The organism is Pseudoxanthomonas sp., from assembly GCF_051953815.1.
GTDB lineage: Bacteria > Pseudomonadota > Gammaproteobacteria > Xanthomonadales > Xanthomonadaceae > Pseudoxanthomonas_A.
In genome coordinates this window covers 126764-139403 of record NZ_JBQCIJ010000028.1, presented here as the reverse complement: position 1 = coordinate 139403, position 12640 = coordinate 126764, and the positions used below count along the sequence as shown (strand labels likewise).

Annotated in this window: 14 protein-coding genes; all 14 read left to right on the top strand. The window is 67.7% G+C overall.

Features of this window, described 5'->3' with window-relative positions; genetic code table 11:
* The first annotated feature begins 229 nt into the window (after positions 1–229).
* The 14 genes from ACTHN1_RS07475 to queC all read left to right on the top strand — a co-directional run bounded on the left by ACTHN1_RS07475 (position 230) and on the right by queC (position 12580).
* Entirely contained in the window at positions 230–961 is a 732-nt protein-coding gene (locus ACTHN1_RS07475; protein ID WP_440470319.1) for a YebC/PmpR family DNA-binding transcriptional regulator, read from the top strand.
* 108 nt (positions 962–1069) lie between these two features.
* Complete coding sequence (gene ruvC, locus ACTHN1_RS07470; protein ID WP_440470318.1) at positions 1070–1591, top strand: crossover junction endodeoxyribonuclease RuvC; 522 nt, start codon at positions 1070–1072, stop codon at positions 1589–1591.
* A 112-nt stretch (positions 1592–1703) separates the two neighbouring features.
* Positions 1704–2288 (top strand): Holliday junction branch migration protein RuvA, encoded by a 585-nt coding sequence (gene ruvA / locus ACTHN1_RS07465; protein WP_440470317.1) that lies wholly within the window; start codon positions 1704–1706, stop codon positions 2286–2288.
* A 48-nt stretch (positions 2289–2336) separates the two neighbouring features.
* Positions 2337–4268 (top strand): potassium transporter Kup, encoded by a 1932-nt coding sequence (locus ACTHN1_RS07460; protein WP_440470316.1) that lies wholly within the window; start codon positions 2337–2339, stop codon positions 4266–4268.
* Between the two features lie 90 nt (positions 4269–4358).
* Positions 4359–5399 (top strand): Holliday junction branch migration DNA helicase RuvB, encoded by a 1041-nt coding sequence (ruvB, locus tag ACTHN1_RS07455; protein ID WP_440470315.1) that lies wholly within the window; start codon positions 4359–4361, stop codon positions 5397–5399.
* 41 nt (positions 5400–5440) lie between these two features.
* Positions 5441–5887: a tol-pal system-associated acyl-CoA thioesterase gene (gene ybgC, locus ACTHN1_RS07450; protein ID WP_440470314.1), complete on the top strand. Its 447-nt coding sequence runs from the start codon at positions 5441–5443 to the stop codon at positions 5885–5887.
* A gap of 27 nt (positions 5888–5914) precedes the next feature.
* Entirely contained in the window at positions 5915–6682 is a 768-nt protein-coding gene (tolQ, locus tag ACTHN1_RS07445; RefSeq protein ID WP_440470313.1) for a protein TolQ, read from the top strand.
* 12 nt (positions 6683–6694) lie between these two features.
* Positions 6695–7135, top strand: coding sequence for a protein TolR (gene tolR, locus ACTHN1_RS07440; protein ID WP_440470312.1), 441 nt, complete (start codon positions 6695–6697; stop codon positions 7133–7135).
* Positions 7125–8141 (top strand): cell envelope integrity protein TolA, encoded by a 1017-nt coding sequence (gene tolA, locus ACTHN1_RS07435; RefSeq protein ID WP_440470327.1) that lies wholly within the window; start codon positions 7125–7127, stop codon positions 8139–8141. The genes tolR and tolA overlap by 11 nt, the downstream gene beginning before the upstream one ends.
* 103 nt (positions 8142–8244) lie before the next feature.
* Positions 8245–9564, top strand: coding sequence for a Tol-Pal system beta propeller repeat protein TolB (gene tolB, locus ACTHN1_RS07430; protein WP_440470311.1), 1320 nt, complete (start codon positions 8245–8247; stop codon positions 9562–9564).
* 52 nt (positions 9565–9616) lie between these two features.
* Complete coding sequence (gene pal / locus ACTHN1_RS07425) at positions 9617–10132, top strand: peptidoglycan-associated lipoprotein Pal (protein WP_440470310.1); 516 nt, start codon at positions 9617–9619, stop codon at positions 10130–10132.
* Positions 10133–10144: 12 nt separating this feature from the next.
* Positions 10145–10960 (top strand): tol-pal system protein YbgF, encoded by an 816-nt coding sequence (gene ybgF / locus ACTHN1_RS07420; protein WP_440470326.1) that lies wholly within the window; start codon positions 10145–10147, stop codon positions 10958–10960.
* 130 nt (positions 10961–11090) lie between these two features.
* Positions 11091–11765: a 7-carboxy-7-deazaguanine synthase QueE gene (gene queE / locus ACTHN1_RS07415; RefSeq protein WP_440470309.1), complete on the top strand. Its 675-nt coding sequence runs from the start codon at positions 11091–11093 to the stop codon at positions 11763–11765.
* A gap of 149 nt (positions 11766–11914) precedes the next feature.
* On the top strand, positions 11915–12580 hold the full coding sequence (gene queC, locus ACTHN1_RS07410) for a 7-cyano-7-deazaguanine synthase QueC (RefSeq protein ID WP_440470308.1): 666 nt from the start codon (positions 11915–11917) through the stop codon (positions 12578–12580).
* Positions 12581–12640 lie beyond the last annotated feature (60 nt).

Here is a 12640-nt window from a genome sequence, read left to right as displayed (position 1 = left end):
TCGGTGCGGTCTGGGCGCAGGCGCCGGCGACAGCAGCAAGGCAGCCCAGCAGCAGGCTGCGGCCGAGGGACGCGAACATGGATCGGGGCACGACGGTCATCGGGTATCCGGTGGAAATGCGGTCGGTACGGTACGCCGGCCCGCGTTAAGCGCCGCCTGAGATTGGAGCGCGCAGTCGAACCGGCCGCCGTATAATCCGCGGCTTCGCATTTTTCGGCCGGATACTGTCATGGGACGTGGCCCCTCCATCGAAGCCCGCAAGAACGCGCAGGACGCGCAGCGCGGCAAGATCTTCACCAAGGTGATCCGCGAGATCTCGGTGGCGGCGCGCGCCGGCGGGGGCGATCCGCACAGCAATCCGCGCCTGCGCGTGGCCATCGACAAGGGCCTGTCGGCGAACATGACCAAGGACGTCATCGAGCGTGCCATCAAGAAGGCCACCGGTGAACTGGAAGGCGTCACCTACGAGGAAATCCGCTACGAGGGCTACGGCGCCGGCGGCGTGGCGGTGATCGTCGATTGCCTGACCGACAACCGCGTGCGCACCGTGGCCGATGTCCGCCACGCGTTCAGTAAATGCGGCGGCAACATGGGCACCGAAGGCTCGGTGGCTTTCATGTTCAAGCGCCTGGGCGTGCTCAGCTACGCGCCCGGCGCCGACGAGGAGAAGATCACCGAGGCAGCCATCGAGGCCGGCGCGGACGACGTGGTGGTCTATGCCGACGACGGTTCCATCGACGTCATCACCGCTCCCGACGGTTTCCAGGCGGTCAAGGACGCCATGGACGCCGCCGGTCTGTCGGCCGATCAGGCCGAGGTGACCTTCCGCGCCGACAACGACATCGCCGTGCAGGGCGACACCGCCAAGCAGGTCGTCAAGCTGCTGGACATGCTGGAAGACCTGGACGACGTGCAGAACGTCTATTCCAACGCCGAGCTTGGCGCGGACGCGTATGCGTGAGGACGGGATCGGGGATTCGGGATTGGGGATGACGCACGCCCCGATGCCGGCCCCCTGCTGCGCGCCATGCAGCCAACGCCCATTTCCCAATCCCGAATCCCGTCCGCGATGACCCGCATCCTCGGCATCGACCCGGGTTCGCAGCGCACCGGCGTCGGCATCATCGACGTGGATGGCGCCGGGCGGACCACCCACGTGCACCATGCGCCGCTGGTGCTGCTGGGCGCCGAGGATTTTCCGCAGCGGCTCAAATGCCTGCTGACCGGGCTGGCCGGGATCATCGAGACCTGGCGGCCCGACGAGGTTGCGATCGAGAAGGTGTTCATGGCGCGCAACCCCGATTCGGCGCTGAAACTGGGACAGGCGCGCGGCGCGGCGATCTGCGCGGTGGTGCTGCGCGATCTGCCGGTGCACGAGTACGCGGCCAAGGAAGTGAAGCTGGCCGTGGTCGGCAAGGGCAGCGCCGAGAAGCACCAGGTCCAGCACATGGTCGGCATCATGCTGGGCCTGCAGGGCAAGTTGCAGGCCGACGCCGCCGACGCGCTGGCGGTGGCCATCACCCACGCGCACGTGCGCGCCACCGCCAACCGCCTGGGCGTCAACGCGCGCCAGGCGTGGAGCCGCAAGTGATGTCCGGGATCCGGGATTGGGGATTGGGGATTCGCAACGGCGCGACGCGGCGGAAGGCCGCATGTCGCCAGTCCCCAATCCCGAATCTCCAATCCCGTGCCCGGAGGGCCAAATGATCGGACGACTGCGCGGCATTCTTTCGCACAAGCAGCCCCCGTGGCTGATCATCGACGTGGGCGGTGTGGGCTACGAACTGGAGGCGCCGATGAGCACCTTCTACGACCTGCCCGACGTCGGCCGCGAGGTCACCCTGTTCACCCATTACGCGCAGAAGGAGGACAGCGTGTCGCTGTACGGCTTCCTGCGCGAGAGCGAGCGCCGCCTGTTCCGCGACGTGCAGAAGGTCAGCGGGATCGGCGCCAAGATCGCGCTGGCGGTGCTGTCGGGCGTGAGCGTGGACGAGTTCGCGCGACTGGTGCAGGCCAGCGACGTGACCGCGCTGACCCGCATTCCCGGCATCGGCAAGAAGACCGCCGAGCGCATCGTGGTGGAACTGCGCGATCGCGCCGCCGATCTGGGCGGCGGCGGCGGGGTGAGCGCCAGCCTGCCGGCGGATCCGCAATCCGAAGCCACCATCGCCCTGCAGCAGCTGGGTTACAAGCCGGCCGAGGCCGCCCGCATGGCCCGCGACGCTACCGGCAACGGCGACGATGCGGCCACCATCATCCGCAAGGCGCTGCAGTCGGCCCTGCGCTGAACTGTTTAGAGCCTTTCCTCACTTCCCGCGCGCTAGCCTTTCCCCGCCATGTCCGCATCCGCTTCCTCCCACCCGACCGCCTCGTCCCCCGGCGGCCACGGCCACTCGCATGGCGCCCCGCAGGGCCTGCCCGGGCTGGTGATCGCCGCCGCCGGCGTGGTGTTCGGCGACATCGGCACCAGCCCGCTGTACACGCTGAAGGAGGCGTTCTCCGAACACTTCCACCTGCAGGCCAACCACGACACCGTGCTGGGCATCCTGTCGCTGGTGTTCTGGGCCATGATGATCGTGGTGACGGTGAAGTACGTCTCCATCATCATGCGCGCCGACAACGAGGGCGAAGGCGGCATCATGGCGCTGATGGCGCTGACCCAGCGCACCCTCAAGAAGGGCTCGCGCACCGCCTACGTGGTCGGCATCCTCGGCATCTTCGGCGCCTCGCTGTTCTTCGGCGACGGCGTGATCACCCCGGCCATCTCCGTGCTGGGCGCGGTCGAGGGCCTGGAGGTCGCCGCGCCGGCGCTGGATCGCTTCATCGTGCCGATCACCATCGTGATCCTGCTGGCGGTGTTCATGGCCCAGCGGTTCGGCACCCAGAAGGTGGGCCGGGTGTTCGGGCCCATCATGGTCGTGTGGTTCCTGTCGCTGGCCGCGATTGGCATCGGCAACATCATCGACGCGCCGGAAGTGCTCAAAGCGCTCAACCCGCTGTGGGGCGCGCGCTTCTTCGCCCAGCACGGCTGGCAGTCGGTCCTGATCCTGGGCGTGGTGGTGCTGGCGGTGACCGGCGGCGAGGCGCTGTACGCGGACATGGGCCATTTCGGCATCAAGCCGATCCGCTATGCCTGGTACATCCTGGTGCTGCCGTGCCTGTTCCTGAACTACCTGGGGCAGGGCGCGTTCGTGCTGGAACACCCGGCGGCGGTGGTGAACCCCTTCTACGAGGCCGTGCCGCGCTGGGCGCTGTACCCGATGATCGTGATGGCGACCCTGGCGGCGGTGATCGCCTCGCAGGCGGTCATCACCGGTGCCTTCTCGGTCGCGCGCCAGGCCATGCAGCTGGGTTACATCCCGCGCATGCAGATCAAGCACACCTCGCACGACACCATCGGCCAGATCTACATCCCCGGGATCAACTGGATCCTGATGGTGGCGGTGCTGACGGTGGTGCTGATGTTCCAGGATTCCACCCGCCTGGCCGCGGCATACGGCATTTCGGTGTCGGCGACCATGCTGATCGACACCCTGCTGCTGGCGCTGGTCGCGCGCGCGCTGTGGCCGAAGGGCAGCGGTGTGGTCATCGCGCTGTGCGTGGTGTTCTTCGTGGTCGACGTGGGTTTCGTGTTCGCCAACGGCGCCAAGTTCTTCCAGGGCGCGTGGTTCCCGGTGGTGCTCGGCATCGTCGTGTTCACCCTGCTGCGCACCTGGCGCCGCGGCCGCGAACTGCTCAGCGCCGAGATCCGCAAGGAAGGCATCCAACTGGATACCTTCCTGCCCGGGCTGATGCTGGCGCCGCCGGTGCGGGTGCCGGGCACGGCGGTGTTCCTGACCGCGCAGACCGGCATGGTCCCGCACGCGCTGCTGCACAACCTCAAGCACAACAAGGTGCTGCACGAACGCAACGTGTTCCTCACCGTGGAAACCCTGCCGGTGCCGTTCGCGCCGATGGAGAAGCGGCTGAAGATCGATTCCATCGGCGACGAGTTCTACCGGGTGATCGTCAAGTTCGGCTTCATGGAGACGCCGGACGTGCCGCAGGCGCTGATGCGCTCCTGCGACCGCGGCGGCATCTATTTCGATCCGATGGAAACGACCTATTTCGCCAGCCGCGAGAGCATCGTCGCCACCGCCCATCGCGGCATGCCGGTCTGGCGCGACAAGCTGTTCGCGGTCATGCACCGCAACGCCGCGCCGGCCACCGGCTTCTTCCGGATTCCCGGCAATCGGCTGGTCGAACTGGGCGCGCAGGTCGAAATCTGAGCCGCGGCCCCGTTCCGGGGCGCGCGCGAAGGGCCGGACCGCATCGGGGTCCGGCCCTTTTTCGATGGCGGTTTGCCCCATAATGGCGGCATGACCGAAGACCGCATCATCGCCTCCGGCGCGACCCGCGAAGACGAGGCCATCGAGGCCAGCATCCGGCCCAAGCGGCTGGACGAATACCTCGGCCAGAAGCCGGTGCGGGAGCAACTGGACATCTACATCCAGGCGGCCAAGGGCCGGGGCGAGGCGCTGGATCACGTGCTCATCTTCGGTCCGCCCGGACTGGGCAAGACCACCCTGAGCCACGTGATCGCCAACGAGCTGGGCGTGAACATGCGGGTCACTTCCGGCCCGGTCATCGAAAAGGCCGGCGACCTGGCGGCGCTGCTGACCAATCTGCAGCCGCATGACGTGCTGTTCGTGGACGAAATCCATCGCCTGTCGCCGGTGGTCGAGGAAGTGCTGTACCCGGCGATGGAGGACTTCCAGATCGACATCATGATCGGCGAAGGCCCGGCGGCGCGCTCGATCAAGCTCGATCTGCCGCCGTTCACCCTGGTCGGTGCCACCACCCGGGCCGGCCTGCTGACCGCGCCGCTGCGGGATCGTTTCGGCATCGTGCAACGGCTGGAGTTCTACAGCGCCGAGGAACTGACCAGCATCGTGCGCCGTTCCGCCCGCATCCTCGGCATCGACTGCGAACCGCAGGGCGCCGCCGAAATCGCGCGGCGCTCACGCGGCACCCCGCGCATCGCCAACCGCCTGCTGCGGCGGGTCCGCGACTATGCCCAGGTGCGCGCCACCGGCCATATCGATCTCGCCGTCGCCGATGCCGCCATGCAGATGCTGAAGGTGGACCCGGAGGGCTTCGACGAGCTCGACCGGCGCATGCTGCGGACCATCATCGACAGTTTCGACGGCGGTCCGGTCGGCGTCGAATCGCTGGCCGCCGCGCTGTCCGAGGAGCGGGGCACACTGGAGGACGTGATCGAGCCCTACCTGATCCAGCAGGGCTTCCTGATCCGCACGGCCCGCGGCCGCATGGCCACGTCCAAGGCCTACCGCCACCTGGGCCTGAAGCCGCGCCGTGAACTGGAACTGGGCGGCGCGGGCAATGAAGAGATGTTCTGATCCATGGCCCGGTTTTCCGTCCTAGTCCAGGCAGGCCGTCCTTGAGCGTCCAATCGCAGACCAGTGAAGCCGTTTCCCGGCTATTCAGTTGGCCGACACGCGTCTATTGGGAAGATACCGACGCTGGCGGCGTGGTCTACCACGCGCAGTACGTGGCGTTCCTGGAACGCGCGCGGACGGAATGGCTGCGCGCGCGCGGCCACAGCCAGGAACGGCTGCGCGGGGACCACGATCTGGTCTTCGCGGTCCGCGCGATGACGCTGGATTTCCTGAAACCGGCGCGCCTGGACGACCTGCTGCGGGTGGAACTGACACTGCGCCAGTGCAAGCGGGCCAGCGTCGTCTTCGCCCAGCGCATCCTGCGCGGCGAGGAAGTCCTGCTGACGGCCGAGGTGAAGGTCGCGGCGCTGGCCGCCGCGGGTTTCAGACCCAAACCGCTGCCCGAACCGTTGTACGAAGAATTCAAGCTGTTCGAAACGCCGAACTGACCAATCCGAAACATCGAGGAATACCGGATGATCGCACCGCTCCTGGCCGCCGTGGTCGAAGCCCTGCCCGAGGACACCGCCGCCGCCGCCGCCCAGGCGACCGCCGCCACCGCCCACAGCGGCATCAACTACCTGGAGCTGATGCTCAAGGCCAGCCTGCCGGTCAAGCTGATCGTGGTGCTGCTGCTGGCCGGCTCGCTGATCAGCTGGATCATCATTTTCCGCAAGGCGCGGGTGTTCAAGGCCGCCAACCGCGACGCCGACGACTTCGAGGGCCGCTTCTGGTCCGGCGCCGAGCTGAGCAAGCTGTACGCCAGCGCCGCCGACCGCAACCGGGTGGTGAGTGGCCTGGAAGCCATCTTCGAGGCCGGTTTCCGCGAGTACGCCCGCCTGCGCGACAAGCGCAAGCTGGACCCGCGCGCGCAGCTGGAAGGCGCCCAGCGCGCCATGCGCGCGACCTATGCGCGCGAGGTCGACCAGCTGGAGCGCAACCTGGAACTGCTGGCCAACATCGGTTCCACAGCCCCCTACGTTGGCCTGGTCGGCACCGTGTTCGGCATCATGGTCACCATGCACGACATGCTCAACAGCGGCGAGCAGGCGGGCATCGCCTCGGTCGCGCCGGGCATCTCCGAAGCCCTGTTCGCCACCGCCATCGGCCTGTTCGTGGCGATTCCGGCGGTGTGGGCCTACAACCGCTTCACCACCCGGGTCGAGCGCATCTCGGTGCGCTATGAAACCTTCGCCGAGGAGTTCAGCTCGATCCTGCAGCGCCAGTCCTCCGGCGACGAATAAGCGGAGTCCGCCATGACCGCCGCCATCTCCCGCGTGCGCAAGCGCCGCAAGCTCAAGTCCGAAATCAACGTCGTGCCGTACATCGACGTGATGCTGGTGTTGCTGATCATCTTCATGGTGACCGCGCCGCTGCTGACCCTCAGCGTGGACGTGGACCTGCCGAAATCGAACGCCCGCTCGGTGGAGAGCAAGAAGGACCCGATCATCGTCAGCGTCGGCGCCGACGGCGCCTACACGCTGACCCTGGAAAGCGGCAAGCCGGAACGGCTGGACGGCCCGACCCTGGCCGCCAAGCTGGAGGCGTTCGTCAGCCAGAACCCGGACGTGCCGGTGTTCGTCGCCGCGCCGGGCGCTTCGGATTACCAGCGCGTCATGGACACGATGGTGATGCTGCAGCAGGCCGGGGTGAAGAAAGTCGGCCTGATGAGCCAGCCGGGTGGCAATGCACGCTGACGCGCTCCCGCCCCGGCACCGTCCCGAACAGGACGATCTCGCGGTCCCGGTCGCCCTGGCGATCGGGGTCCACGCGCTGATCGCGCTGCTGTTCCTGGCCGCCTATCTGTGGTCGCCTTCGCACAGCTTCGACGCGGCCGCCGGTTCGCCGGTGATCGAGGCCTCGCTGGAGATTTCCAGCGCCGACATCCGGGCCGCGCAGCGGGCGATGGAAAACGCGCCCAAGCCGGAGCCGATGCCGACGCCGATCGAGGAAACCGCCGAGGAGGAGACGGTCCCGCCGCCCCAACCGCTGCCCGAGCCGCGCCCGCAGGATTCACCGGTCGCGCCGCAGCAGCAGGCGCAGGAACGCATCCCGGTGCCGGATACCGAGGACCAGGACGCCGCCAGCCGGCTGGCCATTTCGCAGGAAAAGGCGCTGAAGGAGCAGGAGGAAAAGCGCCGCCAGGAGCAGATCGACCTGACCGAGCGCGAGCGCCAGCAGGAAGCCGAACGCAAGCAGCGGCTCGCCAAGCAGCAGGAAGAAGCCGAACGCGACAAGAAGCTGGCAGACCTGCGCCGCCGACGCGAACTGGCCGCGCGTGAGGCCCAGTTGGCCGAACAGAAGCTGCGGCAGCTGCAGAACGTCCAGTCCCAGCGCGCCACCACCACCACCGCCAGCGCGGCCACTCCGACCGCCAGCCGGCCCAGCGGCGGCCAGCCGGGGCAGGGCGGCACCAGCACCGATCTGACGGCCCAGTACGCGGCCGCCATCCAGCGGGCCGTGCTCAACCAGTGGATTCGCCCGGACAGCGTCCCGGTGGGCCAGCGTTGCCGCATCACCATCCGCCAGTTGCCCGGCGGCGAGGTCATCGACGCCAAGGTCGACCCGAGCTGCCCCTATGACGAGGCCGGACGGCGGTCGGTGGAGGCGGCCGTCCTGCGCGCGCAGCCGCTGCCGTACCGCGGATTCGAGAATGTTTTCCAGCGCACCCTGAATTTCACGTTCGAAGCGCAGGATCGCTGACAGAATCACGACCCTGAACAGGCGCTGTTCACGATTGCGAAAACGTTCACACCAAAGCTGGTATCCCTTTCCGTTCAGACAGACCGAGAATCCCCGACCTGCCATGAAAATGCTGCCGCGCTGGCTTTCCGCCCTGACCCTCCTGCTGCTGTCGTTCGCCGCCACCGCCCAGGAGCGGGGCCTGGACATCGACATCATCGGCGGCAATGCCTCGGCCCTGCCGATCACCGTCGTCCCCATGCCCTACCAGGGCTCCGCCGGCGCGCCGCAGACCGACGTGGCGGGCGTGGTGCGGGCGGATCTGGAACGTTCCGGCTCCTTCCGCACCCTGAAGGAAGCCAGCATCGTCGAACGCCCGACCCGCGGCAGCGAGATCCAGTACCCGACCTGGCGAGCGCTCAAGCAGGACTACCTCGTGGTCGGCCGCGTGGTCGACGCCGGCGATGGCGGCTACCGGGTGGAATACGAGCTGTTCGACGTGGCCAAGCAGGAGCGTCTGCTTGGCCTGGCGATGACCGCCCGCGCCAATGCCATGCGGGACGTCGCCCACCAGATGGCCGACGCCATCTACGAGAAGATCCTGGGCATTCCGGGCGCGTTCTGGACCCGCATCGCGTACGTCACCGCCAGCGGCGCCGGCAAGGGCGCCCGCTACGCGCTGATGATCGCCGACTCTGACGGCTTCAACCCGCAGACCGTGGTGCGCTCCTCCGAGCCGCTGCTGTCGCCGTCGTGGAGCCCGGATGGCCGCCGCCTGGCCTACGTGAGCTACGAAGGCGGCAACTCGGCGGTCTTCATCCAGGACATCACCACCGGCGCCCGCCAGAAAGTCTCGGGCTTCCGCGGCATCAACGGTTCGCCGTCGTTCTCGCCGGATGGCGGCCGCCTGGCGCTGACCCTGTCGCGCAGCGGCAATCCGGAAATCTACGTGATGGACATCGCCAGCCGGCAACTGCGCCAGCTGACCAACCAGTCCAGCATCGACACCGAGCCGGTCTGGAGTCCGGACGGCGCCACCATCTACTTCACCTCCGACCGCGGCGGCCGCCCGCAGATCTACCAGGTGCCGGCCAGCGGCGGATCCGCAAGCCGGGTTACCTTCGAGGGCAGCTACAACGCCTCGCCCAAGGTCTCCTACGACGGCAAGAAGATCGCGGTCGCGCAGGGCAGCGGCAATACCTACCGCATCGCGCTGATGGACCGCAGCCTCGGTTCGGCGCGCTGGTCGACCCTGTCGCCGGGCTCGCTCGACGAGTCGCCGAGTTTCGCACCCAACGCCAGCATGGTCCTCTACGCCGCCCGCGAAGGGGGAAGAGGCGTACTGTATGCCGTCTCCGCCGACGGCCGGGTCCGCCAGCGGCTGGTGCTGGCCGATGGCGATGTACGCGAGCCGGCATGGTCGCCGTACCGCGCAAAGCGTTAAGATGACGTCTACGGTTCAACCCCCATCCCTGCGAGAAGCCGAAGGAATCACGATGAACAACACTGCCCGTGTTTTGATGCTGTCCCTGATGTCCGTGGCCGTGCTGGCCGGTTGTAAGAAGGCGGTCAAGGAAACTCAGCCGACCGACACCACCACCACCACTCCGACCACCCCGACCGAGCCCACCACTTCCGGCGTCTATGGTCCGAACGACCTGGATACCGACGCCTGCCTGCGCCAGCGCGTGGTGTACTTCGACCTGGATCAGGACTCGCTGAAGCCGGAGTTCCAGGCAATCATGGGCTGCCACGCCAAGTACCTGCGCGACCGTCCGTCCTCGCGCATCACCCTGGAAGGCCATGCCGACGAGCGCGGCAGCCGCGCCTACAACCAGGGCCTGGGCGAGCGCCGCGGCAACGCCGTGTCGTCCGCGCTGCAGGCCAACGGTGGTTCCGGCAGCCAGCTGAGCGTGGTGAGCTACGGTGAAGAGCGTCCGATCTGCACCGAATCCAACGAGTCTTGCTGGGCGCAGAACCGCCGCGTCGAGATCGTCTACACCGCGAAGTAAGCGATGAGCGCGATGTCGATCGGCAAGCGTTTCCTGCTGGTCACGGCGGCGGCCCTGGTGGCCGCCGCTCCAGCCTGGGCGCAGCGCCAGAGCCTGGCGGACCGCGTCACCGCCCTGGAAGCGAAGGCCAACAATTCGCAGGCCAACATGGACCTGCTGAACCGGCTCAGCCAGCAGGAAGGTGAAATCCGCGAACTGCGCGCACAGCTCGAGAAAGTCCAGCACGACCTGCAGGAATTCCAGCAGCGCAACCGCGATCAGTACCTGGATCTGGATGGCCGGTTGAACCGCATCGAAGGCGGCGCCACGCCTCCCGTGGCCGCGCCCGCGACCAGCGGCGGCCCCGCAGCCGCGCCGGTGGCTCCGCCGACCGCCGCCACCAGGGTGGTCGAGCCGGCGCCCTCCGTGCATGGCGATGCCGGTTCCCTGGCCCAGGCCGGGGACGAACGCACCGCGTACAACCAGGCGTTCGACAAACTGAAGTCCGGTGACTACGTAGGCTCGGCCCAACTGTTCACCGCCTTCCTGCAGGCGTACCCCAGCGGGGTGTATGCGCCGAACGCGCTGTACTGGCTGGGCGAAAGCTATTACGTCACCCAGAACTACGCCCTGGCCGCGGAACAGTTCCGCGCGCTGATGGAGCGCTATCCCACCCACGACAAGGCCCCCGGTTCGCTGCTCAAGCTGGGCCTTTGCGAGTACGGCCTGGGCAAGGTCGATGCCGCCGAGCGTACCCTGGCCGACGTGGTCAGCCGGTATCCGGGCAGCGATGTCGCCCGCACCGCCGACGATCGGCTGAAAGCCATCCAGCTCGGTCGCCTGCGCTGAGCCCGGTCTGTCCGGTCCCAGGCGACCGGCGTGAGTCTCGCCGGGGGTGATCTCTGCCTGCCCCCGTGGCTGAATCCCGTTTCCGTAACCGCCCGACGGCCGCCCCGCCGACAGGCGATAATGTGCCGTCATGAACGCTGTCCCCACCTCCGAGCCCGTCGCCCAGGAACGCCTGAAGCTGACGGAAATCTTCCTGTCCCTGCAGGGCGAGGCCAATGCGGCGGGCTGGCCCACGGTGTTCGTGCGCCTCACCGGTTGCCCGCTGCGCTGCCAGTACTGCGACACCGAGTACGCGTTCTATGGCGGGCAGTGGTGGGATATCGACGCCATCCTGGCCGAGGTCGCCCGTCATGGCGTCCGTCATGTCTGCGTGACCGGCGGCGAGCCGTTGTCGCAGAAGCGTTGCCTGATCCTGCTGCGCCGCCTGTGCGATGCCGGCTATGACGTGTCGTTGGAGACCTCCGGCGCGCTGGACATCGCCGAGGTGGATCCGCGGGTGTCGCGCGTGGTCGATCTGAAAACGCCGGGATCCCGCGAGATGGCGCGCAACCGGCTGGAGAATCTGCCGCTGCTGACCCCGCGGGATCAGGTGAAGTTCGTCCTGTGCGGTCGCGCGGACTACGAGTGGGCGCGCGGAATGGTGGCCGAGCACGGCTTGGCCGGGCGTTGCGACGTGCTGTTCTCGCCATCCAAATCCGAACTCGAACCGCGCCAGTTGGCCGACTGGATCGTCGAGGACCGGTTGCCGGTGCGTTTCCAGATGCAGCTGCACAAACTGCTCTGGAATGACGAGCCGGGGCGCTAGCGGCGGAGATTGGATTCCCGCCGGCCCGGGCGCCGCATGCGCATTCCTCGCGTCCCTTTCACGAAGGGTGCAAAAGCCGGAAGCTCTTTCCCGATTCCCGATTCCCGATTCCCGATTCCCGATTCCCGATTCCCGATTCCCGATTCCCCATGAAAAAAGCCGTCGTCCTTCTCTCTGGTGGCATGGATTCCGCCGTCGTCGTCGCCATCGCCCGCGAGCAGGGTTACGCCGTGCACGCCCTGAGCGTGCGCTACGGACAGCGACATACCTCGGAACTGGAAGCCGCCGATCGCGTCGCCCGTTCGCTGGGCGCCGTCGCGCACAAGACCGTGCATGTGGATCTGCGCAGCATCGGCGGCTCCGCCCTGACCGACGACATCGACGTGCCCGAAGCCGGCGGCGGTGGCATCCCGGTCACCTACGTGCCGGCCCGCAACACCATCATGCTGTCGGTGGCGCTGGGCTGGGCCGAGGTGCTGGGCGCGGCCGATATCTTCTGTGGCGTCAACGCCGTCGATTACTCCGGCTATCCCGACTGCCGGCCCGAGTTCATCGACGCGTTCGAAAAACTCGCCAACCTGGCCACCAAGGCCGGCGTGGAAGGGGCCGGCCTGCGCATCCACGCCCCCCTGATGTCGATGGGCAAGGACGCCATCGTCCGCGAAGGCATCCGTCTGGGCGTGGACTTCGCCGAGACCGTCTCGTGCTACCAGGCCGACGAACAGGGCCGCGCCTGCGGCCATTGCGACGCCTGCCGCCTGCGCGCGCAGGGCTTCGCCGACGCCGGTGTGGCGGACCCGACCCGCTATGCCTGAACCCCGGGATTTTTCAGCCGCCCCCAAGCTGGGGTAGAATTCGCACCCCGGCGCAATGCC

What these genes read in the sequence shown, in the direction of transcription:
- ruvA (WP_440470317.1), top strand. Translation starts at nt 1,704, where the DNA reads ATGATCGGACGACTGCGCGGCATTCTTTCGCACAAGCAGCCCCCGTGG.
- ruvC (WP_440470318.1), top strand. Translation starts at nt 1,070, where the DNA reads ATGACCCGCATCCTCGGCATCGACCCGGGTTCGCAGCGCACCGGCGTC.
- tolA (WP_440470327.1), top strand. Translation starts at nt 7,125, where the DNA reads ATGCACGCTGACGCGCTCCCGCCCCGGCACCGTCCCGAACAGGACGAT.
- pal (WP_440470310.1), top strand. Translation starts at nt 9,617, where the DNA reads ATGAACAACACTGCCCGTGTTTTGATGCTGTCCCTGATGTCCGTGGCC.
- ruvB (WP_440470315.1), top strand. Translation starts at nt 4,359, where the DNA reads ATGACCGAAGACCGCATCATCGCCTCCGGCGCGACCCGCGAAGACGAG.
- queE (WP_440470309.1), top strand. Translation starts at nt 11,091, where the DNA reads ATGAACGCTGTCCCCACCTCCGAGCCCGTCGCCCAGGAACGCCTGAAG.
- ACTHN1_RS07460 (WP_440470316.1), top strand. Translation starts at nt 2,337, where the DNA reads ATGTCCGCATCCGCTTCCTCCCACCCGACCGCCTCGTCCCCCGGCGGC.
- ybgF (WP_440470326.1), top strand. Translation starts at nt 10,145, where the DNA reads ATGTCGATCGGCAAGCGTTTCCTGCTGGTCACGGCGGCGGCCCTGGTG.
- queC (WP_440470308.1), top strand. Translation starts at nt 11,915, where the DNA reads ATGAAAAAAGCCGTCGTCCTTCTCTCTGGTGGCATGGATTCCGCCGTC.
- ACTHN1_RS07475 (WP_440470319.1), top strand. Translation starts at nt 230, where the DNA reads ATGGGACGTGGCCCCTCCATCGAAGCCCGCAAGAACGCGCAGGACGCG.
- tolQ (WP_440470313.1), top strand. Translation starts at nt 5,915, where the DNA reads ATGATCGCACCGCTCCTGGCCGCCGTGGTCGAAGCCCTGCCCGAGGAC.
- tolR (WP_440470312.1), top strand. Translation starts at nt 6,695, where the DNA reads ATGACCGCCGCCATCTCCCGCGTGCGCAAGCGCCGCAAGCTCAAGTCC.
- tolB (WP_440470311.1), top strand. Translation starts at nt 8,245, where the DNA reads ATGAAAATGCTGCCGCGCTGGCTTTCCGCCCTGACCCTCCTGCTGCTG.